Raw genomic sequence first — 24,030 nt, 5'->3', positions numbered from 1 at the left:
CATGAGACTGAAACTCGTACCCCAGAACACCTCGTTCGATTTCTTCAGCCGCTGGAAACTTTGGCTGGGCATCTCGGGCCTGATGATGGTCATCGCCTTCACCTCCTTCTTGTTGCAGGGGCTGAACTTTGGTATCGACTTCCGCGGTGGCACGACCATTCGAACCCAAAGTGCGGTTGAAATTGACGTGGGCGCCTATCGTGATGCCATCGCGCCCTTGGGGCTTGGCGATGTGACGATCACCGAGATTTTTGACCCGACCTTTGGCCCGGACGAAAACGTCGCAATGATCCGCATCCAGGCGCAGGCCGATGCCGAAGCGGTCGAAGCTGCGACAATCACCGCCGTCGAAGAGGCGTTACAAACCGTGATCCCGGATATTCAGTTTGTCTCAGTCGAATCGGTCGGCCCGAAAGTGTCTGGCGAATTGATCCAAACGGCGATCATCGCCGTGGCATTGGCCATCGGGGCGGTGCTGGTCTACATCTGGTTGCGCTTTGAATGGCAGTTCGCACTGGGGGCGGTTGCGGCCCTCGTGCACGATGTGATCCTGACCATCGGCATCTTCTCGGAACTGCAAATCCGCTTTGATCTGGCCATCATCGCAGCACTGCTGACCATCGTCGGTTACTCACTAAACGACACAGTGGTTGTATTCGACCGGGTGCGCGAGAATCTGCGTAAGTACAAAAAGAAAGACCTCAAAGAGGTTCTGAACATCTCGATCAACGAAACGCTTAGCCGGACGGTGATGACCTCGGTCACGACCCTGCTGGCGCTGATCTCGCTCTATGTATTGGGCGGTGACGTGATCCGCGGCTTTGTTTTCGCAATGATCTGGGGCGTGATCGTGGGAACCTATTCCTCGGTCTTCGTCGCTTCGACCATCCTGTTGTGGCTGGGGGTCAAGCGCGATTGGTCCAAACCGTCAAACAACGCGGGCAACCAGTTTGCCAACGTGGATGCCTGAGCTGTTCGGCCAGTCCCCTCAGGGGCTGGCCATCATTGTCTTTGCCGCAGGTCTCAGCGGTGTAGTGCGCGGGTTTTCGGGTTTTGGAACTGCGCTCATCTTCCTTCCCCTCGTAACACCGCATCTGGGTCCGTTTGGTGCCCTGATCGGTTTGACGATCATGGATATCTTCGGCCCGCTGCCCAACCTGCGTCGGGCCTGGAGGTCCGTGAATCAGGCCGACCTGAGGCGCCTCGTAGTAAGCTGCGCCTTAGTCTTGCCTGTCGGCCTATGGGTGCTCACCCAAGTTGACCCAGATGTGTTCCGCTATGCCGTCAGCGGCCTTGCGCTGGCCATGCTGGCGATCTTGATCCTGGGTCTGCGCTATCACGGTCGCATCAGCCGCATGATGGTCAGCGCGATCGGTGCCACAGCTGGGTTCCTGGGGGGCGTTGCAGGCTTGCCGGGGCCTGCTGTGATTCTGTTTTATATGTCACGCCCGCTGCCGGTTGAGGTGATCCGGGCAACAATCTTGTTGTTCCTCCTTGCCTTTGATTTCCTGCTGCTGGGTTTTTTAACGGCTATGGGGCAAGTCACCTATGCAACCGCTGGCCTTGGGCTTGCTCTCGCCATACCCAATCTGCTGGGCAATTGGCTGGGCGGCTGGCTGTTCCGACCCGGGCGAGAGCGCCTGTACCGCAACGCGGCCTATCTTGCGATTGCCTTTGCCGCCTTGTCCGGCCTGCCGCTTTGGGGGTAAAGAATACCCATGCGATTGAATGAGATCACCTACACAAATGCCCAGCCTGTCGATGGCTATGGCCCGGGTTTTTTTCGCATCGGTGGTCAAGTGTATCACGGTGGCGTGTTGACCGGCCCAACAGGAACAACACCTTGGGGCGGCTACTCGCAGGCCGACGATCTGCTGGCACTCACAGACATGGTCGATGTCCTCTTCATCGGCACGGGTGCTGATCTGACCCATATTCCCGCCGACCTGCGCAATACTCTGGAAGAGGTGGGGCTGGGCGTCGAAATCATGAACTCACCCGCCGCATGCCGCACCTATAATGTGCTGCTCTCCGAAGGTCGCCGGATCGCGCTCGCCCTGATCCCCGTGTAACCGGGTTCCCCTTCATCTGGCCCAAAATATCCCGGAGAGCGCGAGAGGCTGGCCTCTCGCTCCCGCACTCGCCAGATATACAAGCTTGTGAACCCTGCGGCAAATCCCTCCTTTTGCCTGCCTCTCCAATCAGATAAGCGAGGGATATGACACTCACGGTGACAGATCTGGCGATTGTGCGTGGCGGTATTCCGGTGCTCGAAGGGCTGAGTTTTTCACTCAACTCCGGTCAGGCACTGATCCTGCGCGGGCCGAACGGGATCGGCAAAACGACGTTATTGCGCACTTTGGCAGGGTTGCAACCGCCACTCTCCGGGCGCATCGACGGGGGTGAAGATCAGATCGCATATGCTTCACATTCGGATGGGCTGAAACCAACCCTGACTGTGACCGAGAACCTAACGTTCTGGGCTGCAGTCTTTGGAACGCATGACATCCAGCCCGCATTGGATGCCTTTCAGCTGAATGCGCTTGCAGATCGCCATGCGGGTAACCTGTCAGCAGGACAAAAGCGGCGGCTGGGCCTTGCGCGTATGCTGGTGACGGGACGACCCATCTGGGCCTTGGATGAGCCTACCGTGTCACTGGACAAAAGCGCGGTGCAGATGTTCGCTTCAACCGTGCAAAGACATCTGGGGCAGGGTGGATCCGCCCTGATTGCCACTCATATCGATCTGGGTCTTGAAGCCGAAATACTGGATGTCGGTCCCTACAAAGCCCGTCTTGACCTGACCGATGATCTGGACGGAGGATTCCTGTGATTGCCCTGTTGCTGCGTGACCTGAAACTGGCCTTTCGGGCCGGGGGCGGCTTTGGCCTGGGCTTGGCCTTTTTCCTGATCGTGACCGTTCTGGTGCCCTTTGCAGTAGGTCCGCAGTCGGCGCTGCTGTCCACCATCGCACCCGGCATCCTCTGGCTTGGGGCGCTCCTGGCCTGTCTTCTCTCTCTTGATCGTCTCCTGGCTCTGGATTGGGAGGATGGGTCACTGGATCTTCTCGCAACGGCCCCATTGCCGCTTGAGGCGATTGTCTCCATCAAGGCGCTCGCACATTGGATCACCACAGGCTTGCCATTGGTCTTGGCAGCCCCTTTCCTGGGCATCTTGCTGAACCTGCCAGTACCGGGCTTTTCGTGGCTGGTGATCTCGCTGCTGCTGGGCACCCCGGCCATGAGCGTGATCGGTACCTTCGGCGCCGCCCTGACCGTTGGACTCAAGCGCGGAGGTTTATTGCTGTCACTGCTGGTGTTGCCGCTCTATGTTCCGACCCTGATTTTTGGGGCAGAGGTCGCCCGTCGTGGTGCGACCGGAATGGATACACAGACCCCGCTGCTGATGCTGGCCGGGATCACCGCAGCCACCATTGCCTTGCTACCATTTGCCAGCGCGGCTGTGCTACGGATCAATCTGCGGTGAAGCGCCACATTCTTGACGGAGGTCAATTGAGAAACTGCCCGTTTCAGACTAGATATCAGCCATGACAATCGCAGCCAGAGCCAACGCCCTTTGGGAATATGCCAATCCGCGCAAGTTTCTTGCCACCAGCGAACGCGTCTTGCCGTTTTTCTGGATCACGTCAGCGCTGTGTCTGATGGTCGGGCTTGTCTGGGGCTTTTTCTTCACGCCGGACGATTACAAACAGGGATCGACCGTCAAGATCATCTATCTGCATGTTCCTGCGGCATTGATGGCCATCAACTGCTGGCTGATGATGCTGGTGACCTCGCTGATCTGGCTGGTGCGCCGCCACCATGTCAGCGCCCTGGCCGCGCGGGCGGCAGCCCCGGTGGGTATCGTCATGACACTGATCGCGCTGGCAACCGGGGCGATCTGGGGTCAACCCATGTGGGGCACATGGTGGGCGTGGGATCCGCGCCTGACCTCATTCCTGATCTTGTTCCTGTTCTACCTTGGCTATATGGCGCTTTGGGAAGCCATCGAAGACCCCGATACGGCCGCTGACCTGACCTCGGTTCTGTGTCTGGTGGGCTCGGTCTTTGCGATCCTCAGCCGATATGCGGTGAATTTCTGGAATCAGGGCCTGCATCAGGGCGCATCCGTTATGCGGGCCGGTGCCATCACAGGCACAGATACCGAGGAGAAGGTGAGCAACATCTTCTTCTACCCATTGATGGTTTGCATCATTGGTTTTGTTTTGCTGTTCATCGCGCTGGTTCTATACCGCACAGGCACTGAAATCCGCGCGCGGCGCGTCAAGGCCCTGCTGGCACGGGAAAGGGTGGGCGGATGATCCCCGATCTTGGAAAATATGCAGATGCAGTCCTGTGGTCATATGCTGTTTCAATCGGCTTGCTGCTGGCGCTTGTTGCATTCAGCGTGATACGCGGCCGCAAGGTGCGGGCCGAGATGGAAAAGGTCGAACAAAGAATGATGCGCAATGGCTAAGATTTCACCTTTGATGATCGCGCCGCCACTGATCTTCGGTGCTTTTGCAGTTCTTGCCGGAATTGGCATGTTCCGTGAGGATCCCGACGCGCTGCCCTCTGCACGCCAAGGGCAGCCCGCGCCACCTGTTATCCTGACCGAGTTTCCCGGCAAAACGTTGTTCGATGATGAAACGCTAAGGGATGGCAAGGTTAAGCTGGTCAACTATTGGGCCAGCTGGTGCGCCCCGTGCCGGGCCGAGCATCCCAACCTCGAAGCGCTGTCTGCCGAAGGCATACCCGTCTACGGCATCAACTACAAAGATCAGTTGGATAATGCCGAAAGCTTTCTGAAAGAACTGGGTGACCCCTATTCAGGCATAGGCCGAGACGAGCAGGGGCGTATGGCGCTGGACTGGGGCCTCTACGGTGTGCCCGAGACCTACGTGATTGACGGCGACGGTACAGTGATCCTGCGCTTCGCCGGGCCGATCACGCAGCGTGTCATCGAAAGCACGATCCGGCCTGCTCTGGACCAGGCGGCAGGCGGGTCATAACCGATACCCGCCGGTCACGCCCAGAACTTCACCCGTGATGAAACTGGCGTCATCAGAGGCCAAAAACCGAACGGCCTTTGCAATATCTTCTGGCCGGCCTACGCGTCCAACAGCGGTATCCTTGACGAATAGGGCGGTCAGGTCGTCCGGGCGCGGGGCCTCGGGGATGTTGATCGCGCCAGGAGCCACAGCATTCACACGAATACCCTTCGGGCCCAGCTCTTTTGCCATGCCGCGCGTCCACAGGTTCAGTGCGGCTTTGCTGGCCCCATAGGTCACCGCATCCTTGGGTGGCAGAACGGCATTCATCGAAGAGATGCTGACAATCGCGGCGCCCGGTTTCAGATGCGGTAAAGCTGCGGTCAGCAAAGCAGCGGGCACCAGCAGGTTCAGGTCCAATATGGAGAGGTGATCATCCTTATCGAACACGTCTTTCGGGGTCATCGTAACCGCCCCGGCATTGTTCACGATCAGATCGAGACGTCCGAACTTTTCTAAGACCTGCTGAACAACGGTCTCGGGCTGCCCCTGCGCTGTCAGGTCAGACCGCAGGGCCAGGCACTCGCTTTTCTCCTCTGGTTCGCTCGTCAACCAGGTGAACGCCACATGGTGATCGCCGCGCAATTCGTCCACGATTGCCCGCCCAATTCCGCGCGCGCCGCCCGTTACCAATGCCACTTTGTCCATAATCGCCTCCTTGCGCTGACCAGACCCGGAATGCGCGCGATATTCAACTTCTTCTGTTCACAAATACCTCGGAGCGCGAGGCAGAGCCTCGCTGAAAATGAAAAAGGACGCCCTCGGCGTCCCTTTAAGGTCATGTAAAATCCGATCTCAGCCAGATTTGGCAAGGTTGCGCAGCACATAATGCAACACACCGCCGTTTTCGATGTATTCAATCTCAGGCGCGGTATCGATGCGGCATTTCAGAGTAATGGTCTTCTCGGACCCATCGCCATAAGTGATAGTACAGGGTACCTCTTGCAGCGGCTCGACCGTATCCAACCCATGGATCGACACTGTCTCATCGCCTTTCAAGCCCAGCGTCTTACGCGTGTCCCCGCTCGTGAATTCCAGCGGAATAACACCCATGCCAACAAGATTTGACCGGTGAATGCGCTCAAAGCTTTCGGCGATCACGGCCTTCACACCCAACAAGGCGGTCCCTTTGGCTGCCCAGTCGCGGGACGAGCCCGCGCCATATTGCTCGCCGCCGAACACCACCAAGGGCGTGCCCTGTTCCTGATAGGCCATCGACGCCTCATAGACCGAGGTCTGTTGGCCATCAGGTCCTTTCGTGTACCCGCCTTCGACGCCATCCAGCATCTCGTTCTTGACGCGGATATTGGCAAAGGTACCGCGCATCATGATCTCGTGATTGCCCCGGCGTGATCCATACGAGTTGAACTCGCGTGGCTGCACCTGCCGTTCGATCAGATACTTCCCGGCAGGGGTGGTGGTCGCGAACGACCCGGCGGGCGAGATATGATCAGTGGTGATCATGTCCCCCAGGATCAACAGCACTTTGGCCCCATCGATATTCGAGATGGTACCCGGTTCAGCCCCCATACCCTGGAAATAGGGCGGGTTTTGGATATAGGTCGAGGTTGGCGGCCAGTCATAGGTTTCCTGTTGCGGCACCTCAACGCTCTGCCATTTCTCGTCGCCTTTGAAGACGTCGGCGTACTTCGACTGGAACGCTTCGCGAGTCACGGTCGCCTGAACCAGTTCCGCAATCTCGGCTTGGCTGGGCCAGAGGTCTTTCATGTAGACATCGTTGCCGTCCTTGTCCTGACCGATGGGGTCCGAAGTCAGGTCAATATCCAGCGTACCAGCCAGCGCATAGACCACGACTAGCGGCGGCGAGGCCAGATAGTTGGCGCGTACATCAGGCGAGATGCGGCCCTCAAAGTTGCGGTTGCCCGACAGTACCGACGTTGCGACCAGATCGCCTTCGGCTATGGCGTCGCTGATTTCTTTCTGGATCGGGCCCGAGTTCCCGATACAGGTGGTGCAGCCATAGCCCACAAGGTTAAATCCAATCTTGTCCAGATCATCCTGCAAGCCAGCAGCCTCAAGATAGGCCGAAACGACCTGTGATCCTGGCGCCAGAGAGGTCTTGACCCAAGGTTTGCGATCCAGACCCAGAGCTGCCGCTTTGCGTGCCACAAGCCCAGCCCCAATCATCACATATGGGTTCGACGTATTGGTGCAGGAAGTGATCGAGGCGATCACAACCTTGCCCGATTCCATCGTGTAGTCTTCACCTTTGACAGCGACTTCCTTGCCCATGGGGCGTTTGAACGTCTCAGCCATTTCCTTTGTGAAGGCGGCCTTGGCATCCGTCAGCGCAACGTAGTCCTGCGGACGTTTTGGGCCGGAAATCGCAGGTACGATGGTGCCCATATCCAGCGTTAATGTATCGGTGTAGATCGGTGCGTAATCCGAACCGCGCCACAACCCGTTTTCCTTGGCATAGGCTTCGACCAGCGCAATGCGGTCTTCGTCGCGACCTGTATTCCGCATATAGCGCAGGGTCTCCCCGTCGATGGGGAAGAAGCCACAAGTCGCACCGTATTCAGGTGCCATATTGGCGATGGTCGCGCGATCCGCCAGCGGCAGATGGTCCAGACCTTCGCCGTAGAATTCAACGAATTTGCCGACTACGCCTTTTTCACGCAGCATTTCGACAACCTTCAGAACAAGGTCGGTGCCGGTGGTGCCTTCGACCATGGACCCGGTCAGCTCAAAGCCCACAACCTCGGGGATCAGCATCGAGATCGGCTGACCCAGCATCGCGGCCTCGGCCTCGATCCCGCCGACACCCCAACCCAGCACGGCCATGCCGTTGACCATGGTGGTGTGGCTGTCGGTGCCAACCAGCGTGTCAGGATAGGCGACCTCCTCCCCGTTCTGATCGGTATCGGTCCAGACGGTCTGGGCGAGATATTCCAGGTTCACCTGGTGGCAGATACCGGTGCCGGGGGGCACAACGCGGAAGTTATTGAACGCGGTCTGACCCCATTTCAGGAACTGATACCGCTCCATATTTCGCTCATATTCGCGGTCCACGTTCATCTGAAAGGCGCGCGGGTTGCCGAACTCATCGATCATGACCGAGTGGTCGATGACCAGGTCCACGGGGTTCAACGGGTTGATCTTTTGCGCGTCGCCGCCCAGGCCTTTGATCCCGTCGCGCATCGCGGCGAGGTCGACGACCGCCGGAACACCGGTAAAATCCTGCATCAGAACACGGGCAGGGCGATAGGCGATCTCTCGCGGGTTCTTACCGCCATTCGCACCCCATTCGGCGAAGGCCTTGATGTCATCGACCGAGACCGAGAAACCCTCATCCTCGAACCGCAGCATGTTTTCGAGCACTACTTTCAAGGCGGCGGGCAGGTTCGAGAAATCGCCGAGACCGGCCTCTTGCGCGGCTGGGATCGAATAGTAGGAAATGGATGTGCCATTCACACTCAGGCTGCGGCGGGTTTTGGCGGTGTCCTGTCCGACTTTGATGGGCATCTTCTGGCCTCCCTCTCAAATAACTTGGATTATGGGGTCGCTACGCTTTATCTGCATCACCAGGGCTGTCGGTTCAAGGGCGATCAGCGCGTTTGATGTGTATTTTGTATACTATTGTACACAATAACCCAAGGACATTCTTACCGCGTTTCAAGAAACCTTGATTGGAGGTTGAACGTCAAAGCAGCTAAACCTTCTGAGCAGCCAAACTAGCCAAGGCCTACCGATGTTTAAAGCCACTATAGTCACAACCGCTCTTGCTCTTTTGCTCGCGACCCACGCTGCGGCCGAAGAAGACCCGGTTGTGATCGAGCTGTTTACCTCGCAGGGGTGTTCATCCTGTCCACCAGCTGACCGGATCATGCAAGAACTCGTGAAACGCGACGATGTGATCGGTCTGGCGCTGCATGTGGACTATTGGGACTATATCGGCTGGAAAGATGAATACGCGGATCCTGATCACACGGTGCGACAGCGCGCCTATGCGCGTCAGGGCGGGCGGTCGATGATCTATACACCTCAGATGGTGATCAACGGGCAAGAGGATGTGGTCGGTGCCAAAGCAGGCGAGTTAAACCAGCTGATCGAGACTCATTTGGCTGCCGTGCCCCAGGCCACGGTTCGGGCCCGTCGTGATGGGGATGCTGTACTGGTCGATGTTTCCCCGGTCACATTGTCCGATGGGCAGATATATGATGTGCGGGTGGTTCAATATTCTCCGATGCGGCATGCTTCGATCCGTCGGGGTGAGCTGGCGGGCCATGACCTGGACTATGCCAACGTTGTTGAAAGCTGGCAGATCGCAGGTCAGTGGGATGGCACAGCGCCGCAAAGTTTTGAGACCGCGCTGAGCGCAGATTTTCCTGCCGTCGTGCTGGTGCAACAGGTTGGTCACGGACCCATTGTCGCCGCCACCAATGTGAAATGATCAGGGCATTTCTTCAAGGCTGACGCCCAGGCCGTTCCAGTGCTTCCAGCGGCGGTGAATCCAGAACCACTGGCCCATATGCTGGCGAACGACCTGCTCCAGATCATTGTTGGTGAACTGTGTCATCTCTTGCGGTGTCGTGTGCGGAACGGGGTCGTGCAGAATGATCTCAAAATCCAGCCCGTTGGGCTGACGAACCGCGTAGCAGGGGATCAGGACCGCTTTGTATTTTATCGCCAGTTCAGCATTCAGGACCGATGTGATCGCCGGTTTGCCAAAAAATTGTAGCTGTTCGCCACCTTGCGAATGCAGGTCCGAGACGATGGCGATAATACCGCCATTCTTGAGAGACCTGACCATCTCGACCATGCCGCGCCGACCTTGTTCGAACATGGGTGAGCCGGATTTGTAGAAGGCTTCGACATATGCGTCGTTGAAATAAGGATTTGCCATCCGGCGATACAGGCAGCCAATCGGTTTGTCACTGCGGTGCTGCAAAGCAACGCGCGCGGCCAGGTAGTGCCCGAAATGCGCGGTGATCATCATGACCGGACGACCTTCGGCAATTGCTGCGTCAAAGGCTTCGATCCCGGGCCCGCTTATTTTTGCGTGTTTCTGACGTTCGATGAACCCCTCGGGCGAAAAATGCTCCATGATCGCGCGCCCGGCGTTGTCAGAGACATCGCTGCTGATCTTTCTTGCCTCGGCTTCCGAAAGTTCTGGGCAGGTGAGGTTCAGGTTTCGCAGAACCCGTCGGCGAAAGCCGACAATGGGGGCAAGGCCGCGCACGATCGCGCCCATTGCGGGGATGCGCCGCTCGTAAGGCAGCAGGCGCATGGTGCCGATGACCCCCTTCAGGAACAGATTGGCGACATAGTACTTTGCAAGCTCACTTCGGCTGAGCTTTGACTTTTCGACGGGCATGAATGCGTCTCACCGCGTTTTGCGAATTTTGAGATCAGACATATAGGTCAAAACCCGCAAGCTCAAGCGGTCAGCCGCGGTTGATACGGACCGGTTGGTTACACCCGGGTTTGCAGGGCACAGGGTCTATTCGTCCTCGTCCTCGGTTTCGACCAGAACGATCGTGCCTGCGTCAACCAGCGTCCGCACGGCGCCGACGATTTGGGTCATTGCCTCTTCGGCTTCGGCCTGTTTGACGCGCCCGCGTTCACCCATTTCTTCGCGCAGGTTATCGGCCATGCGGGCGGAGATGTTCGACAACAGAAACTCAACCGATGCCTTGTCATCATCTGCCGCAGCGCCCGCCAAGGCGGTGATGAGAACCGGTTGTTCAACCTCGCGCAAGACCGCTGGGATATCGCGTGCCTGAATGCGGGTCTGGATATGCGCGAAGGTGAAAATGGATTGACGAACAACGCTGGCGAAATCGGCATCTTCGGCATCCAAAGCATCCAGCAAACCGTCGCGGGTTGCAGCAGCGGATTGGTTCAGGATGGCCCCGACACGCGCGCCCGGGCCATCGCTGAACGCTTGGGCCGGGCGTTGATCCAATTGTGAGGCCAGCGACCACCCGATACGTTCCACCGCTTCGGGTGTGACGCTGGCGGTTTTTGATATCGCGTAAGTTATTCGGCGCGCGACCGGGCCGGGCAGGTGACCCAGCAGCTGCGCTGCCTGCGCCGTATCGAGCTTGGACAGCATCACTGCGGCCACCTCGGTGCTTTCGGCTTGCGCCATGCCTGCCAGTTCTTCGGTTGGGATTTCCCGCAACCGCTGCCAAGGGTCCCCGATCTGCCGAACACCGGCGACCTTGCGCAAGCGTGCTGCCGTCGCAGGGGCAATTTTACCGTTTATGGCATCCAACGCGCCTGCCAGCCCGTGGGGAAAGGACAGCCCAATGTTATCAAGCGCATCACCGAATTCTCGCGCAACAGAATCCAGTGTCACGCGATCCACCAAACCCATCTGGCCAAGCTGATGTGTAAGTCTTTCCTGCAGATCGTCTGGCAGTTCCTCCAGCGGGATATCCGCGCCTTCGTTCAGCAACAGCCGCACAACAACGGCCGCTTTTTGCAAACTGCTCAGCGATCTGGGGACGATCTTGGCAGCGTTGCTTTCAGTGCCCGCAGCGGGCGGCGTCGCCCCCGGTGCCATTTGTATCAGTGCGTTTGTATCCTGCATGTGCCTGCCGAGCCGTAGTCAGTTCCACAGGCAGAATAGCAAGTGTCGGGTAAAGAAAGGCTGAAGCCCAATGCACTAAAACAAGCGCATCGCCAGCCCCGGCTGATGTTTTTGCATATCCGGGATGCTGGCGATGTGCCGCTGTTCAAAGGCTTTAGTAGCTGTACGTCAGCCCGGTCCGGATGGCTTCGCGCAATGAGGCCTCGGCCCAGGTGCCTTCGCCGCCGCGGGCCTTGATCTCGCGCCACTGTTCAATGGCCAGATCGGTTTTGCCCTCGGCTACGAAACCCTGCCCCATATAGCTGCGGGCCAGAATGTTGTCAGGGTTGACATCAATGGCTTTTTCATAGAACAGGTTCGCCAGCTCAAGCTCACCCATCTTGCGGTAGGTGAAGCCCCAGTAGGTCTGAACACGATCGTCGCGCTGATCCATGATGCGCAGGATACCCTGAGCGTTTTTGTACTGGCCGTCATAGGCCAGCTCACGAACCGCATCGTAAAGCTGATCGTCAGAGAAATTGCTTTTGTTCGGCTTTACGCATTTGCCGGCCGCTTCGTCATACACGCGGCCGAACAGGCACTTCTTAGTTGTGTTCGTGGGTTTTGGCGGATTGCTATCACCGCCAGCGGCATGGACGGCAGGGGCAAAGGCAAAGGCTTGAAACGCGATTGCGGATGCTAGGACAAGGCGCATTATTCTACTCCGTTCTCAGGACTGCTTTTTGAAATCATAGTGTGATCTTCCAAAAAGCTAACACCGGATCGGTCGCATTTATTCACAAACAGGAAAGAATTTCCTCAGCTGTTGATGATTTTCAGGCAGCTTTGGGTTTCCTGGTCCCAGGTCGTGCCTTCGATACAGGACTGGGTTTGCTTGGTATGGGCGCTGCAAGCCAGGCTGGCTGAGGCCATGCAGACAAGTGCGATTGAGTAAAATACGGTTCGGATCATGATCTGTCCTTTTCGCGGAAACATCGCCACCAGACTACCCGATTCCCGTAGATTCACCAAAAGCCCGGCCAGCATCAGGCTAGCCGGGCTTTTTTTTTGAGTTACCGCAGGTGCTTATTCCCCAAACACACGTTCGAAAATCGTATCGACATGTTTGGTGTGATAGCCGAGGTCGAATTTTTCTTCGATTTCCTCGGCGCTCAGCGCAGCGGTGACATCGGCGTCCGCCAGCAATTCTTCTTTGAAGTCGGTCCGATGTTCCCAGACCTTCAGCGCGTTACGCTGAACCATGGCATAGGCGTCTTCACGGCTGACGCCTGCCTGGGTCAGGGCAAGCAGAACACGTTGGCTCATGACCAGTCCGGGGAATTTGTTCATGTTTTCCAGCATGTTTTCCGGGAAGATCAGCATCTTGTCGATCACGCCGGTCAGACGGGCCAGCGCAAAATCCAATGTGATCGTGGCATCGGGGCCGATCATACGCTCGACCGAGGAATGCGAGATATCGCGTTCATGCCACAGCGCCACATTCTCCATTGCCGGGATTACGGCGGCGCGGACCATGCGGGCCAGACCCGTCAGGTTTTCGGTCAGAACAGGATTCTTCTTGTGCGGCATCGCCGACGAGCCTTTTTGACCCATCGAGAAGAACTCGGCCCCTTCCAGCACCTCGGTCCGCTGCATATGGCGGATCTCGATGGCGATGTTTTCGATACTGCTTGCGATGACGCCCAGCGTGGCAAAAAAGGCTGCATGGCGGTCGCGTGGAATGACCTGCGTGCTGATCGGCTCGGGGACCAGACCCAACTGGTCGCAGACATGTTCTTCGACGCGCGGATCGATATTGGCGAAGGTGCCGACCGCGCCACTGATCGCGCCGGTGGCAACTTCCGCGCGGGCATCGCGCATGCGGGATAAGTTGCGATCCATTTCAGCATAGAAGCGCGCAAAGGTCAGGCCCATGGTGGTGGGTTCCGCATGGATGCCGTGGCTGCGGCCGATGCGGACGGTGTGTTTGTGTTCGATTGCACGGCGCTTCAGGGCCGCCAACAGACTTTCGAGATCCGCGATCAGAATGTCAGCGGCGCGGGTCAGCTGCACGTTCAGGCAGGTGTCCAACACGTCTGATGAGGTCATGCCCTGATGCACAAAACGCGCCTCTTCGCTGCCGACATGTTCAGCCAGATGGGTCAGAAAGGCGATGACGTCGTGTTTGGTGACCGCCTCGATCTCATCAATCCGCGCCACGTCAAATTCCACATCCTTGGCTTTCCACACGGCCTCGGCGTTTTCGCGCGGGATCACGCCCAGATCGGCCATGGCGTCGCAGGCATGGGCCTCAATTTCGTACCAAATGCGGAATTTGGTTTCAGGCGACCAGATGGCGACCATATCGGGGCGGGAATAACGTGGAATCATTGGCAGCATCGCCTTATTGTGATTGGGCAGTGGGTGATGCCGCGGGGTTTAAACCTGCGCAGCCAGCGGAACAAGACGAGAGTACGGATATGAGACGGTTTGCCCTGATTCTAGCGATCTGGCCGGGTGTTTTGGCCGCCAGCGAATTCCGTGCATTGTCAGGTCCCGAAATCCAAGTCGCATTGACGGATCAGAAGCTGGACTATGGAAATGGTGCTTGGCAGACCTTTGAGGCCTCGATGCTGACGCAGTATTTTTCGGGCGAACACAGCGCAGGCCGGTGGGCCGTTCGGGAGGGTCGCTATTGCTCGCTCTGGCCGCCGTCGGATCTGTGGGCCTGTTATGATGTTCAACATAACGGCCAGACGATCCGGTTCATTGATGATGCGGGCAACGCAACGGATGGGGCGTTTGCGGAATGACCCTGCCACGCGAACTGAAGGATTTCGCGGGAACCTGGTCGCTGATGCGGAAAATCCGTGATGACAAGGCCGGGCAGATTGTGCAGGCCGATGGCCATGCTAATCTGGTACCGGATGCCGATGGTCTGATCTATAGCGAAGAGGTGACGGTGCGCATGCCCGGCCAGCCGCCGATGAAGGGCACGCGGCGCTATCTCTGGCAGCCAGATGGCGATCGCATTGCCATTCATTTTGAAGACGGTCGGTATTTTCATGCGCTGAAGCTGGGTGCAACCACCGCGGCCGACCATCATGATTGCCCCCCTGACAGCTATGATGCACATTATGATTTCTCGGGATGGCCGCGCTGGACAGTCCGCTGGACGGTGTCTGGGCCGCGAAAATCCTATGAAATGGAAACCAAATACACGCTGCGATAGCGTAATCATCTTGCAGCAGACGCCCGGAACAGGCATTGCTGCAGGTGCAAACAAGTCCGAATGTGGAGATATGAGATGAACGCAAACGTATTGGCCAACGCATTTGGCCCGCGCGAAGGGACGGCGCTGCGCGTCAAACAGGTGGCTCTGGTTGTTCTGGGCATCGTTGCATTGGCCGTTGCCGCAAAGATCAAAGTGCCGATGTGGCCGGTTCCGATGACAATGGGTACCTTTGCCGTTCTGACCATCGGCACAGCCTATGGGGCACGTCTGGGTCTGGTGACCATGATGGGATATCTGCTGGTCGGCGCTTTGGGCTTTGACGTTTTCGCCGGCTCCTCGGCTGAGAAATTCGGCCTGACCTATATGATGGGTGGCACGGGTGGCTACCTGGTTGGCTATCTGCTGACCACCGTTTTGCTGGGCTCTCTGGCCGCACGCGGCTGGGACCGGTCGGTTGGCAAACTGGCATTCGCACTGCTTTTGGCCAACGTGCTGATCTATGTTCCCGGTCTGCTGTGGCTGGGCCAATTGTATGGTTGGGACAAGCCGATCCTTGAATGGGGTCTGACACCATTCCTGGCAGGGGATGCGATTAAGCTGGCTCTGGCTGCTCTGCTGATCCCTGCGGTTTGGAAACTGGTCGGAAACGCACGCGGCTAACCGCGATTGCCATTTTCAATCTGAATGACCCGCGCCGGAGAGATCCGGCGCGGTTTTTTCGTTTTTGAGATTTTGCATAGCTTACGAAAGCGAGTCGAAACTAGTTGCGTTCGGCCCGATCCCAGATCCGGGCAACCCAGCTTGCAGGTCGAAAGTACTGCCGTATCGCGCGGAGTTTGTGCTTTGACCTGAGCGCCCGCAGAATATGCTGCTTCGGGGGCAGGTGCGGAACCGCGTCGTTATATTGCCCCTTGATCGCGTCCGGCGGGCTCAACGATCCGGCAAAGACGACCACGCGGGTGCCTTTGGGCGGGCGTGTGTCCTTGAAGTAGTTCAGCGGGAAAGTCGGAATGCATTCAATGCGGAAATGGCGAACCCATCCGGTTGGCCAGAACTTCACCCCGTTTGGCGCATTCTTCGTGACGAAATGCTGCTCGAACCGATATTTGTCGGCCACGCCCTGAGGGTCGGCGGCAAAGACATCCTGAAGCGAGGCGAGCGCACCAACCGGCATACGGTAGATTGAGGTCTGCCCCAACCGGTTCAACGGTTTGGCCACGTTGCGCGCCAGAACAACATCGTCCGCATCGCCAAACTCAAAGAAGGGATCCAGCGACCCTGTGATTGCAACATCCAGATCCAGGAACAGAAATGGCCCCTTTAGATCGGCCAGTTCAGCAGCCCAAAGCCTGGATTTCGGCCATTGGCCGATGGTGCGTTCGGGCATGAATCCCGGCATTTCGGGCAGGTCAAAGCATTCAACGCCGGTGTCGACCCCTTCGCGCGTGTCAGTAAACGCGACAAACCGAAACGGCGGCGTGGTGTTGGCACAGACCATCCGGTACAGACGGTTGATTTAGGGGGCACCGTAGCGCGTGCCCCAGTTGATGCAAACGATCTGTTTGTCCATGCGCCCGCCGCTTACTGCCTGATAGAGCGGCCTTGTGGCAGCTATTCCAATCAGTTGTCAATCAGTATGGTCGTAACAAGTGCCGAGCCTTCCAGCGTTCTGTGCACGGGGCATTTGTCGGCAATTTCCAGCAGCCGCTCTTTTTGTTCCTGGGTCAGAGGACCCTGAAGCCGGATTTTGCGATTGAACTGGTCCACTTTGCCTTCATTTGCCAGCCCAGCATCCTGTGCATGAACTTTGTCATGACACACGTCCACACTGATGCCGGTCAGAGGCCACCGTTTGCGTCTTGCATACATGCGAATGGTCATCGACGTGCAGGCCCCAAGCCCGGACGAGACGAACCCATAAGGCGACATTCCGCGATCTGTGCCGCCATATGACACAGGTTCATCCGCCACAGCATGATGGCGCGGCCCGGCCTGAATATCCTGCAAAAACCCACCCGGGTCTGCTTCGGTCACACGAATAACGCCTTCTGGCGCGCCGGGAGGTGGGGCCGGGGGGCGCAGGGGCACATATCGTGACACCCACGCAGCGATCACATCTGCCGCATATTCCGCATCCGCGGCACGGGTGATCAGGTGATCAGCGTCATCAAGCGTCACAAAGCTTTTGGGATGCTTGGCGGCCAGAAAGATGGTGCTGGCGTTGTCGATGCTGACTGTTTCATCCAAGGGTGCATGAAGGATCAGCAAGGCGGCTTTCAACTCTGCCACCGAGGGTGTTAGGGCCGTTTCAGCAATGTCGTCCACAAACGCTTTGCCAATGCGGAACGGTCGACCACCCAGCGAGACCTCGGCGCTGCCTTCTTGCTGTATCTCGGTCAGGGCCTGTTCGAAATGGTGCGAAACATGGCTGGGATCCGCAGGGGCCCCAAGCGTGACCACCGCTTTGACCGATGGGATACCCGCGCGAGCGCGCAGCACAGCGGCTCCCCCAAGTGAATGGCCAATAAGCAGGGCCGGGGCCATGTTTCGGCCAGCCAGATACGTCGCCGCCGCAATCAGGTCTTCGACATTCGATGTGAAAGTGGTGTTGGCAAACTCGCCCTCGGAATGCCCAAGCCCTGTGAAGTCGAACCGAAGCACAGCGATTCCCATCGCCGCCAATCGGGCTGAGATACGGCGCGCGGCAGGGATATCTTTGGAACAGGTGAAGCAATGGGCAAACAGGGCCGTCGCCAGAACCGGACCATCGGGTAAATCCAGCCGAGCGGCAAGTTGGCCGCCATCATGACCGGCAAAGGTGATGCGTTCCGTAGGCATTTCGGCTCCTTCCATTGGGGGCGTTTGCAATATTGCGATCATGCAGGGCCTGCCACAACCTATATGTCAAAGGCGTCACGGTAAGGTGAGGGACTGCCGTAAGGTTGGTGACGGGTTTGTGGTCCGTCATCGAAACCGGAAGATAAGTCATACATTCCGTTTTGTGATGTATAGTCAGTCAAACATTCGTTTTAATTATTTCACATAAAGACCCATCTTCCCGCTATCGAAACCATAGCCGGAGGGAAACATGGTAGATATTACAGCAAAGCCAAATGCACCCTGGGTTGGCATGGAACGGCTGGTCGCACTTATTCTGGCCGTCGTCTTGGGGTTCGCACTGGGCCAGTCCTTGCCACTTAGCGAGAATGAGCACTCTGATACAATCAGCCCGCCCGTCGAAGACTGGCATGGCAACGTGCGGCGGTCGAACTGGCCTGACTAACCGGGTTGCTATAGCCCCATAAGCTGGGCATCAAACGGATATCGCGTCAGGTTCTCATAGCCGTCTTCGGTTATGAGAACCTGATCTTCCAGCTTGATCGAGAAATCGCCGCCCACCTCGCCAACCGCAGCCTCGACACACAAAACCATGCCGGGTTCCAGCGGATAGTCATAAGCGCCTGCAACCGCCTTGTCCGGGTAGGCGACCAGAGGCCATTCATCGCACAGGCCAACGCCGTGCATCAAGCAGCCATATTTCTGGGCCTGAAACTTATCATCCAGCCGGTGCGAATTCGCTGTCAACTCGGGGATCATGACGCCGGGTTTCAGCATCTCCATATTGGTCATGATATGCTCATGGGCATGTTGCATCGCATAGATCATGTCGGCACGCGGTTTCTGATCCCCGATCCACCAAGTGCGTGAAATATCGACGCAAATCCCGTAGGAACCGACCAGATCGGTGTCAAATGCGATGATTTCATTCTGCTGCGTGATCCGGGGGCCGCATTCCTGGAACCAGGGGTTTGTGCGTTGGCCCGACGCCAAGAGGCGCGTCTCGATCCACTCACCACCGCGGCGGATGTTTTCGGCATGCAGAACGGCCCAGATGTCATCTTCGGATGTCTTTCCATCGCCCACATTGGCGCGCGCAAAGGCTTCCATCTCGGCCACGGCGGTTTCACAGGCATGGCTGGCACAGCGCATGGCCAGGATTTCATCGGGTCCTTTGATGGCGCGGGTTTTCTCGGTCAGCTCTTCGCCTTCCATGATCTCGAAACCCTGTGCCTCAAGCGCGCGCAGCCCGTGCAGCATGATTTTGTCGACGGCTAGACGTTTGTTGCCGCCGCCATGTTGCTCGATCAGCACCCGCACCTCGTTCGAGAACACATCGGCGGCCACATCCACCTTGTCGCCACGGTCAAAGTAAAACAGATCTGCGCCAGAGCGCTGTTCGCGGACCAGAGGGTTAAAGGTGGAGAGGAAAGGGGAGTTCTTATAGTCCCAGATCACCATATAGCCATCAGCACACAGCAGGACTGCACGGAATGGGTTGTGGGTGTTCCACAGCTGCATATTGGTGCTGTCGGTTGCGTAGCGGATGTTCAGGGGGTCGAAAATCAGCAAACCACCATAACCGCGATCCACGATGGCCTGGGTTAGGCGTTCCCAGCGAAACGCGCGCATCTGGTCCAGATTGGGCAAGATCAGCCCTGCGGCTGACCATTCGTCAAAGGCCAGCTGCGTGGGCCCGATCTCGATTCTGTCGTTGTCGTTCGGTGTGCCATCGCCCAGCGTTTCGCCGCGGGTTGGGTCGATTTTACGGGTATCCCGATAGTGCTGATTCACAACGCGCCTCCCTCTGTTTGAGGTAATCTTGTTAAGACGGTCGAAAGACGTCGCAGAAGATTGCGACCGCCCGCTTGTCGTTTTTTGACCGACATTCGGGAAATTCAATGATAGCTGGTTTTTATGAGTGTGATCCTGCAAAAGAAAATTCCGTATGATCCGACGGACTTACGTGCCTTACCGGGTATTCAGTCCACGAAAATGCAGGATTGGCTGTATCAGGATGATGCCTTTGCAGCGCAGATGGATAGGCGCGCGGCGCTGCTATATGAACGTCGTGACGATGTGCTGGTGCTTGATCCCCAGGCAGAAGAGGCCGCGCAGGAGTTGTTGGCACTGGTTCTGACAACAGCTTACCCTAGTGCCACTGATCACGTAATTCGGCCTGATGGGGCGCGCGTTGAAATTGATACGGCACGGCCATTGGATACGCTCTGCCTGCTGGTTCAGGAGGATTTTTGCATCCTGCAAAAGCATGGCGACCAGCATGTCCTGACGGGCGCGATTCTGTGCTTTCCGGCCAGCTGGCGCCTGTCGGAAAAGTTCATGCGGCCTTTGGTGGATATTCACATCCCGGTCGACAGCTATGACGACAACATTGCCCGGCGCGTTCAACGCCTGTTCGATGGGATAAAGCCTGACCGCCCACTCTGGCGGTTCAATGCGCTTTGGTATGAAGACCCCGAGCTTTACCAGCCCCGCAGCGCCCGCACACCGCGTGAAAAGCCCGAAGAGGGGACAACCTCGTATCTGCGCAGCGAGCGCCAAACCCTGCTGCGTTTGCCGCGCACCGGGGCGGTTGTGTTTTCGATCCACACCTATGTTTTGGCTGCAAACAGCCTGCCAGAAATGGAAAACCCCGCCTGACGGCGGGGCCTCCAAGGAGGGTCTTCGGTAATTCTGTTACATGCCGAGGACGTTGGCCACGTCGGCAAAGGCATTGCTGGTGTTTAGCGCAACGATGGCAGAGGAAAAGACCAGAACTTGCGTGTTCAGCCGGAAATCTTCACCCCGGATCAGATTGACGGCCGCCATCGAACAGGCGATGGGCATGGAAACGCTGGCGATCACGCCCGTTACACACCAACTGCTGAGCCGCAGGATGTCGCTTGGGCGGTCTTCGTCTTCGGTATTGTCTTGGACCTGCTCAAAAGGTTTGTTTTCGTTTGAGGCCGGCTCCAACGTTTCATCTGCGCGAAACGCGATGCTCAGTAGTTGGTCATCGGTCAGTTGGATCGGGCGGGCAGAGGGGTTCAAGACCGCGATCTGTTCTTTGGGCTCGGGTATATCCACCCCCGCGAACTGACCGGATATCGATTGGAAGATTTGTTTTCGGTCTCGGGATTTTCCGGGCGCCAGGGTGTCAAATGCACTCATGAACTGTTCGAGCGTCAGAACAGTACGCGGCGATAGCCATTCGACCCGACGGGTCGAGCAGATATCGACCATACGATACAGCATTACCGCCAGCATCAGCTCAGAAATCTCAGGATCGTCCAGCACAGGAGAGACCGGTGAGACAGTGATCTGCAACTTGTTCTGCGGGCGTGTGGCGATACGGCGGCGCGGGGCTGATTTCAGCCCCACCACCCGATCCAGGCGGTCATGATGGGTGTCAGCGTTCGCGGTCTCGCGCTTAAGCGTCAGGCGCACCAGATACTGGCTTGAGACGATGCTGGCCTCTGTGTGATTCAGCATCGCTTTACGCTCGATCAGATGACCGTAATCCTCAAGTGTTGTCGCGACGATCGAACCAAACCGTTCGATCGCGCCATCGGCGTCGCCATCGAATTGCAGGCCGCCATGATAACTGCGGTTCTGAGCCACGGGAGTTTCCTTTGTCGCTTTCGTTGCAAATCAAAGGTTAACAACCGTTTTTGGGTAGAATTTGACGAAAAGTGCAAAAAAATCAGAAAACCGGATGATTGATTACGCTTTGGAAACCAATAAAATAAGGGGTTTTTGCGACTGCTATGGCGACATTGTGGCGAAATTGCGCAAATCACGTGTTGAGTGCGTGACTGGGCTATTGATCGATTCGGGCGGCCATGATGGCAATGGATTGCTGGTAAACCGTGGCCGCATTCCACTGTTCGATAACCGCGAAATTGGGTTGCCCCGGCTGATATCCGCGCCCCGGTTTCCACCCTTTTTTGCGCAGGAAATTGGCGGTTGAGGCCATAGCATCTGTCAGGTTGTAAAAATCCACGCGGCGGTCTCCGGTAGCATCCACGCCATATTTCAGTGCATTGCCCGGGAGGAACTGGGTATGGCCCAGTTCGCCATGTTTTGCCCCTTTTGTCGCCATGGTGATACTGCCCTGATCGACCAGTTTGAGCGCCCCAATTGCATGCGGAACAAAGAACTCGGATCGGCGACAATCATAGGCCAGAGTGGTTATTGCTGACACAACCTGACTGTCGCCCATAAAATTTCCAAAGCCGGTTTCCATGCCATGAATGGCAATCAGAACCCCGGCTGGCACGCCATATTGCTGTTCAAGCGCGGCGTAGAACTGTGGGTTCCGGGCTTTGCGCTTGCGTCCTTGGGCGACAATCGTATCTGCGCCGCGCACGCGCATGAACTTGTCCAGCGAGTATCTGAAACTCTTCTGGTTTCGGTCCGCGGCGATCGTTCTGGTGGCATATTGCGTCTGGGCCAGCGCTTGAAGGCCCTTTTTTTTCACACCTGCCTTACGGGCTTGTTTGGCGAAATCGGCCTTCCAGGCCTCGAACCCTGCACTTGAGTTCCCGCAAGGTGCCGCAGTGCCAAGTGTTGGCATGATCAGGGCAAAGGAAATCAACAATATACGCAACATTGGGGGCAATCCGATATGGCTGTGGTGTCTAGAGCGTAGATGGTCCGCAGGATTTCGCAATGTAATTTGCAAAGGCCGAACTCGCTGGTACTTCTTAAACTTTCGAACCGTTCCTCGAAAGCTTTGGGTCCACGCAAATCTGCGCCGGTAGTGTGTTCGAAACCTTTGATCGACGAAACTATGGCTGGGAAGCGAGAAAAGGTGGTATCGGATGACATGCGATCTCTCCTACCCGGATGGTGCGGGTTTCGAAGATCGGAAAAAACGAAACAAGGGCGCCCGTATGGACGCCCTTGCAGATGTAACCCTGTGACGGATCAGCAGCTGTAGTACATACCGTACTCAACCGGGTGCGGCGTGTGCTCGTAGGTTTCGACCTCTTCCATCTTCAATGCGATGTAGCCGTCGATCTGGTCTTTGGTGAACACGTCGCCCTGCAGCAGGAAGTCGTGATCCGATGCGAGTGCTTCCAGAGCTTCACGCAGCGAGCCGCAAACGGTTGGGATGTCGGCCAGCTCTTCGGCAGGCAGATCATACAGGTTCTTGTCCATGGCTTCGCCTGGATCGATCTTGTTCTTGATGCCGTCCAGACCAGCCATCAGCAGCGCTGCAAACGCCAGGTAGGGGTTTGCGGCCGGGTCAGGGAAGCGAGCCTCGACGCGCTTGGCTTTCGGGCTTTCCGTCCACGGAATACGGACACAACCCGAACGGTTACGGGCCGAATAAGCGCGCAGAACAGGGGCTTCGAAACCGGGGATCAGGCGCTTGTAGCTGTTGGTCGCCGGGTTGGTGAAGGCGTTCAGGGTCTTGGCGTGCTTCAGGATGCCGCCGATAAAATACAACGCCTCATCCGAGAGATCAGCGTATTTGTCGCCCGCAAACAGCGGCTTGCCGTCTTTCCAGATCGACATGTTCACATGCATGCCGGTGCCGTTGTCGCCTGCGATCGGCTTCGGCATGAAGGTTGCCGATTTACCGTAGGCGTGGGCGACGTTGTGGATGACGTACTTGTACTTCTGAAGCTCGTCGGCTTGCTTGGTCAGGCTGTCAAAGATTAGGCCCAACTCGTGCTGGCACGAGGCAACCTCGTGGTGGTGCTTGTCGACCTTCATGCCCAGACGTTTCATGGTCGACAGCATTTCCGAACGCAGGTCCTGGCTTTCGTCTACCGGATTGACCGGGAAGTAACCGCCCTTAACGCCAGGACGATGGCCCATGTTGCCCATTTCGTATTCGGTGTCCGTGTTCCACGACGCGTCTGTGGCATCCACTTCGTAGGACACCTTGTTGATGCTGTTCGAAAAGCGGACATCGTCAAACAGAAAGAATTCGGCCTCGGGCCCCATATAGGCAACGTCACCGATACCCGATGCTTTCAGGTAGGCTTCGGCTTTCTGGGCCGTGCCGCGCGGATCACGCTCGTAGGCTTCGCCAGTATCGGGCTCAACAACCGAGCAGTGCACACAGATGGTCTTTTCGGCATAGAACGGATCGACATAGGCGCTGTTGGTATCGGGCATAAGTTTCATGTCAGATGCTTCGATTGATTTCCAGCCCGCGATGGATGACCCGTCGAACATGAAGCCTTCTTCGAGGAAGTCTTCGTCAACCTGATCGGCCATAATGGTCACGTGCTGAAGTTTGCCGCGCGGGTCGGTAAAGCGGATGTCGACATATTCTGCGTCTTCATCGCGGATCAGCTGAAGAACTGCGTCCTTGCTCATTCTTTTGTTTCCTCTGGTTTGAAGATGGGTGTG

27 protein-coding genes are annotated in these 24,030 nt (G+C 57.2%); 14 read left to right on the top strand and 13 right to left on the bottom strand.

The window, feature by feature from the left end:
- Position 1 precedes the first annotated feature (1 nt).
- From secF to AC2FFE_RS08510, 8 genes are all read left to right on the top strand, one after another.
- Complete coding sequence (gene secF, locus AC2FFE_RS08545) at positions 2-970, top strand: protein translocase subunit SecF (protein ID WP_496846400.1); 969 nt, start codon at positions 2-4, stop codon at positions 968-970.
- Positions 963-1,709, top strand: coding sequence for a TSUP family transporter (locus AC2FFE_RS08540; RefSeq protein WP_496846399.1), 747 nt, complete (start codon positions 963-965; stop codon positions 1,707-1,709). Before secF ends, AC2FFE_RS08540 begins: the two co-directional genes overlap by 8 nt.
- Before the next feature lie 9 nt (positions 1,710-1,718).
- A complete protein-coding gene (locus AC2FFE_RS08535) occupies positions 1,719-2,072 on the top strand; it encodes an Mth938-like domain-containing protein (RefSeq protein WP_496846398.1) in 354 nt (117 codons plus the stop codon).
- A gap of 146 nt (positions 2,073-2,218) precedes the next feature.
- Positions 2,219-2,833, top strand: coding sequence for a heme ABC exporter ATP-binding protein CcmA (ccmA, locus tag AC2FFE_RS08530; RefSeq protein WP_496846397.1), 615 nt, complete (start codon positions 2,219-2,221; stop codon positions 2,831-2,833).
- On the top strand, positions 2,830-3,486 hold the full coding sequence (gene ccmB, locus AC2FFE_RS08525; RefSeq protein ID WP_496817391.1) for a heme exporter protein CcmB: 657 nt from the start codon (positions 2,830-2,832) through the stop codon (positions 3,484-3,486). Before ccmA ends, ccmB begins: the two co-directional genes overlap by 4 nt.
- A gap of 61 nt (positions 3,487-3,547) precedes the next feature.
- Positions 3,548-4,321 carry a heme ABC transporter permease gene (locus AC2FFE_RS08520; RefSeq protein WP_496817392.1) on the top strand — a complete coding sequence of 258 codons (774 nt, stop codon included), beginning with the start codon at positions 3,548-3,550 and terminating at the stop codon, positions 4,319-4,321.
- The gene (ccmD, locus tag AC2FFE_RS08515; RefSeq protein WP_496817393.1) at positions 4,318-4,476 is read left to right on the top strand and encodes a heme exporter protein CcmD; all 159 of its coding nucleotides are present in this window, start codon (positions 4,318-4,320) and stop codon (positions 4,474-4,476) included. Before AC2FFE_RS08520 ends, ccmD begins: the two co-directional genes overlap by 4 nt.
- The gene (locus tag AC2FFE_RS08510) at positions 4,469-5,011 is read left to right on the top strand and encodes a DsbE family thiol:disulfide interchange protein (protein ID WP_496817394.1); all 543 of its coding nucleotides are present in this window, start codon (positions 4,469-4,471) and stop codon (positions 5,009-5,011) included. Before ccmD ends, AC2FFE_RS08510 begins: the two co-directional genes overlap by 8 nt.
- Here the strand turns inward: AC2FFE_RS08510 and AC2FFE_RS08505 are convergent.
- The gene (locus tag AC2FFE_RS08505) at positions 5,006-5,698 is read right to left on the bottom strand and encodes an SDR family NAD(P)-dependent oxidoreductase (protein WP_496817395.1); all 693 of its coding nucleotides are present in this window, start codon (positions 5,696-5,698) and stop codon (positions 5,006-5,008) included. The two genes, AC2FFE_RS08510 and AC2FFE_RS08505, sit on opposite strands and share 6 nt — an antisense overlap.
- A gap of 147 nt (positions 5,699-5,845) precedes the next feature.
- Positions 5,846-8,536, bottom strand: coding sequence for an aconitate hydratase AcnA (gene acnA, locus AC2FFE_RS08500; protein ID WP_496846396.1), 2,691 nt, complete (start codon positions 8,534-8,536; stop codon positions 5,846-5,848).
- 226 nt (positions 8,537-8,762) lie between these two features.
- Here acnA and AC2FFE_RS08495 point away from each other — a divergent pair, with 226 nt between their 5' ends.
- Positions 8,763-9,464 (top strand): DUF1223 domain-containing protein, encoded by a 702-nt coding sequence (locus AC2FFE_RS08495; RefSeq protein ID WP_496817397.1) that lies wholly within the window; start codon positions 8,763-8,765, stop codon positions 9,462-9,464.
- On the opposite strand, the gene AC2FFE_RS08490 is transcribed toward AC2FFE_RS08495, so the two are convergent.
- The 5 genes from AC2FFE_RS08490 to purB all read right to left on the bottom strand — a co-directional run bounded on the left by AC2FFE_RS08490 (position 9,465) and on the right by purB (position 13,979).
- Positions 9,465-10,388, bottom strand: a complete 924-nt coding sequence (locus tag AC2FFE_RS08490; protein WP_496817398.1) for a lysophospholipid acyltransferase family protein — start codon at positions 10,386-10,388, stop codon at positions 9,465-9,467.
- A 126-nt stretch (positions 10,389-10,514) separates the two neighbouring features.
- A complete protein-coding gene (locus AC2FFE_RS08485; protein WP_496817399.1) occupies positions 10,515-11,609 on the bottom strand; it encodes a flagellar motor switch protein FliG in 1,095 nt (364 codons plus the stop codon).
- A gap of 154 nt (positions 11,610-11,763) precedes the next feature.
- Positions 11,764-12,303: a tetratricopeptide repeat protein gene (locus AC2FFE_RS08480; protein WP_496817400.1), complete on the bottom strand. Its 540-nt coding sequence runs from the start codon at positions 12,301-12,303 to the stop codon at positions 11,764-11,766.
- Between the two features lie 104 nt (positions 12,304-12,407).
- Positions 12,408-12,560: a hypothetical protein gene (locus AC2FFE_RS08475; RefSeq protein WP_496817401.1), complete on the bottom strand. Its 153-nt coding sequence runs from the start codon at positions 12,558-12,560 to the stop codon at positions 12,408-12,410.
- A gap of 114 nt (positions 12,561-12,674) precedes the next feature.
- Positions 12,675-13,979, bottom strand: a complete 1,305-nt coding sequence (purB, locus tag AC2FFE_RS08470) for an adenylosuccinate lyase (RefSeq protein WP_496817402.1) — start codon at positions 13,977-13,979, stop codon at positions 12,675-12,677.
- Positions 13,980-14,068: 89 nt separating this feature from the next.
- On the opposite strand from purB, the gene AC2FFE_RS08465 reads away from it, so the two are divergent.
- The 3 genes from AC2FFE_RS08465 (at position 14,069) to AC2FFE_RS08455 (ending at position 15,483) form a co-directional block, all read left to right on the top strand.
- Positions 14,069-14,401, top strand: a complete 333-nt coding sequence (locus AC2FFE_RS08465; protein ID WP_496846395.1) for a hypothetical protein — start codon at positions 14,069-14,071, stop codon at positions 14,399-14,401.
- Entirely contained in the window at positions 14,398-14,820 is a 423-nt protein-coding gene (locus tag AC2FFE_RS08460) for a DUF6314 family protein (protein WP_496817404.1), read from the top strand. Before AC2FFE_RS08465 ends, AC2FFE_RS08460 begins: the two co-directional genes overlap by 4 nt.
- A 75-nt stretch (positions 14,821-14,895) precedes the next feature.
- On the top strand, positions 14,896-15,483 hold the full coding sequence (locus tag AC2FFE_RS08455; RefSeq protein WP_496817405.1) for a biotin transporter BioY: 588 nt from the start codon (positions 14,896-14,898) through the stop codon (positions 15,481-15,483).
- Positions 15,484-15,583: 100 nt separating this feature from the next.
- On the opposite strand, the gene AC2FFE_RS08450 is transcribed toward AC2FFE_RS08455, so the two are convergent.
- On the bottom strand, positions 15,584-16,339 hold the full coding sequence (locus AC2FFE_RS08450) for a glycosyl transferase (RefSeq protein ID WP_496817721.1): 756 nt from the start codon (positions 16,337-16,339) through the stop codon (positions 15,584-15,586).
- A 104-nt stretch (positions 16,340-16,443) separates the two neighbouring features.
- Complete coding sequence (locus AC2FFE_RS08445; RefSeq protein ID WP_496817406.1) at positions 16,444-17,661, bottom strand: bifunctional alpha/beta hydrolase/OsmC family protein; 1,218 nt, start codon at positions 17,659-17,661, stop codon at positions 16,444-16,446.
- 250 nt (positions 17,662-17,911) lie between these two features.
- Between AC2FFE_RS08445 and AC2FFE_RS08440 the strand changes: the two genes are divergently transcribed.
- Entirely contained in the window at positions 17,912-18,106 is a 195-nt protein-coding gene (locus AC2FFE_RS08440) for a hypothetical protein (RefSeq protein ID WP_480542383.1), read from the top strand.
- 8 nt (positions 18,107-18,114) lie between these two features.
- Here the strand turns inward: AC2FFE_RS08440 and dddP are convergent, their stop codons facing one another.
- Positions 18,115-19,455 carry a dimethylsulfonioproprionate lyase DddP gene (gene dddP / locus AC2FFE_RS08435; protein WP_496817407.1) on the bottom strand — a complete coding sequence of 447 codons (1,341 nt, stop codon included), beginning with the start codon at positions 19,453-19,455 and terminating at the stop codon, positions 18,115-18,117.
- Positions 19,456-19,578: 123 nt separating this feature from the next.
- Between dddP and AC2FFE_RS08430 the strand changes: the two genes are divergently transcribed.
- The gene (locus AC2FFE_RS08430) at positions 19,579-20,322 is read left to right on the top strand and encodes a heme-dependent oxidative N-demethylase family protein (RefSeq protein ID WP_496846394.1); all 744 of its coding nucleotides are present in this window, start codon (positions 19,579-19,581) and stop codon (positions 20,320-20,322) included.
- A 36-nt stretch (positions 20,323-20,358) separates the two neighbouring features.
- Here the strand turns inward: AC2FFE_RS08430 and AC2FFE_RS08425 are convergent, their stop codons facing one another.
- From AC2FFE_RS08425 to glnA, 3 genes are all read right to left on the bottom strand, one after another.
- The gene (locus tag AC2FFE_RS08425) at positions 20,359-21,282 is read right to left on the bottom strand and encodes a hypothetical protein (RefSeq protein ID WP_496846393.1); all 924 of its coding nucleotides are present in this window, start codon (positions 21,280-21,282) and stop codon (positions 20,359-20,361) included.
- Positions 21,283-21,481: 199 nt separating this feature from the next.
- Positions 21,482-22,273, bottom strand: coding sequence for a lytic murein transglycosylase (locus AC2FFE_RS08420; protein ID WP_496846392.1), 792 nt, complete (start codon positions 22,271-22,273; stop codon positions 21,482-21,484).
- 317 nt (positions 22,274-22,590) lie between these two features.
- Positions 22,591-23,997, bottom strand: coding sequence for a type I glutamate--ammonia ligase (glnA, locus tag AC2FFE_RS08415; RefSeq protein WP_496846391.1), 1,407 nt, complete (start codon positions 23,995-23,997; stop codon positions 22,591-22,593).
- Positions 23,998-24,030 lie beyond the last annotated feature (33 nt).

This window comes from Ruegeria sp. YTSA168, assembly GCF_059610045.1.
This window is presented reverse-complemented; position numbering and strand designations above follow the sequence as displayed.

Bases quoted from the DNA above. Each gene is read 5' to 3' on its own strand.
- AC2FFE_RS08490 (WP_496817398.1), bottom strand. From the start codon at position 10,388: ATGCCCGTCGAAAAGTCAAAGCTCAGCCGAAGTGAGCTTGCAAAGTAC.
- AC2FFE_RS08480 (WP_496817400.1), bottom strand. From the start codon at position 12,303: ATGCGCCTTGTCCTAGCATCCGCAATCGCGTTTCAAGCCTTTGCCTTT.
- AC2FFE_RS08535 (WP_496846398.1), top strand. From the start codon at position 1,719: ATGCGATTGAATGAGATCACCTACACAAATGCCCAGCCTGTCGATGGC.
- AC2FFE_RS08475 (WP_496817401.1), bottom strand. From the start codon at position 12,560: ATGATCCGAACCGTATTTTACTCAATCGCACTTGTCTGCATGGCCTCA.
- AC2FFE_RS08465 (WP_496846395.1), top strand. From the start codon at position 14,069: ATGAGACGGTTTGCCCTGATTCTAGCGATCTGGCCGGGTGTTTTGGCC.
- AC2FFE_RS08440 (WP_480542383.1), top strand. From the start codon at position 17,912: ATGGTAGATATTACAGCAAAGCCAAATGCACCCTGGGTTGGCATGGAA.
- purB (WP_496817402.1), bottom strand. From the start codon at position 13,979: ATGATTCCACGTTATTCCCGCCCCGATATGGTCGCCATCTGGTCGCCT.
- secF (WP_496846400.1), top strand. From the start codon at position 2: ATGAGACTGAAACTCGTACCCCAGAACACCTCGTTCGATTTCTTCAGC.
- AC2FFE_RS08485 (WP_496817399.1), bottom strand. From the start codon at position 11,609: ATGCAGGATACAAACGCACTGATACAAATGGCACCGGGGGCGACGCCG.
- AC2FFE_RS08495 (WP_496817397.1), top strand. From the start codon at position 8,763: ATGTTTAAAGCCACTATAGTCACAACCGCTCTTGCTCTTTTGCTCGCG.
- AC2FFE_RS08540 (WP_496846399.1), top strand. From the start codon at position 963: ATGCCTGAGCTGTTCGGCCAGTCCCCTCAGGGGCTGGCCATCATTGTC.
- AC2FFE_RS08445 (WP_496817406.1), bottom strand. From the start codon at position 17,661: ATGCCTACGGAACGCATCACCTTTGCCGGTCATGATGGCGGCCAACTT.
- AC2FFE_RS08520 (WP_496817392.1), top strand. From the start codon at position 3,548: ATGACAATCGCAGCCAGAGCCAACGCCCTTTGGGAATATGCCAATCCG.
- ccmD (WP_496817393.1), top strand. From the start codon at position 4,318: ATGATCCCCGATCTTGGAAAATATGCAGATGCAGTCCTGTGGTCATAT.
- glnA (WP_496846391.1), bottom strand. From the start codon at position 23,997: ATGAGCAAGGACGCAGTTCTTCAGCTGATCCGCGATGAAGACGCAGAA.
- AC2FFE_RS08505 (WP_496817395.1), bottom strand. From the start codon at position 5,698: ATGGACAAAGTGGCATTGGTAACGGGCGGCGCGCGCGGAATTGGGCGG.
- AC2FFE_RS08420 (WP_496846392.1), bottom strand. From the start codon at position 22,273: ATGTTGCGTATATTGTTGATTTCCTTTGCCCTGATCATGCCAACACTT.
- AC2FFE_RS08460 (WP_496817404.1), top strand. From the start codon at position 14,398: ATGACCCTGCCACGCGAACTGAAGGATTTCGCGGGAACCTGGTCGCTG.
- AC2FFE_RS08455 (WP_496817405.1), top strand. From the start codon at position 14,896: ATGAACGCAAACGTATTGGCCAACGCATTTGGCCCGCGCGAAGGGACG.
- acnA (WP_496846396.1), bottom strand. From the start codon at position 8,536: ATGCCCATCAAAGTCGGACAGGACACCGCCAAAACCCGCCGCAGCCTG.
- AC2FFE_RS08510 (WP_496817394.1), top strand. From the start codon at position 4,469: ATGGCTAAGATTTCACCTTTGATGATCGCGCCGCCACTGATCTTCGGT.
- ccmA (WP_496846397.1), top strand. From the start codon at position 2,219: ATGACACTCACGGTGACAGATCTGGCGATTGTGCGTGGCGGTATTCCG.
- AC2FFE_RS08430 (WP_496846394.1), top strand. From the start codon at position 19,579: ATGAGTGTGATCCTGCAAAAGAAAATTCCGTATGATCCGACGGACTTA.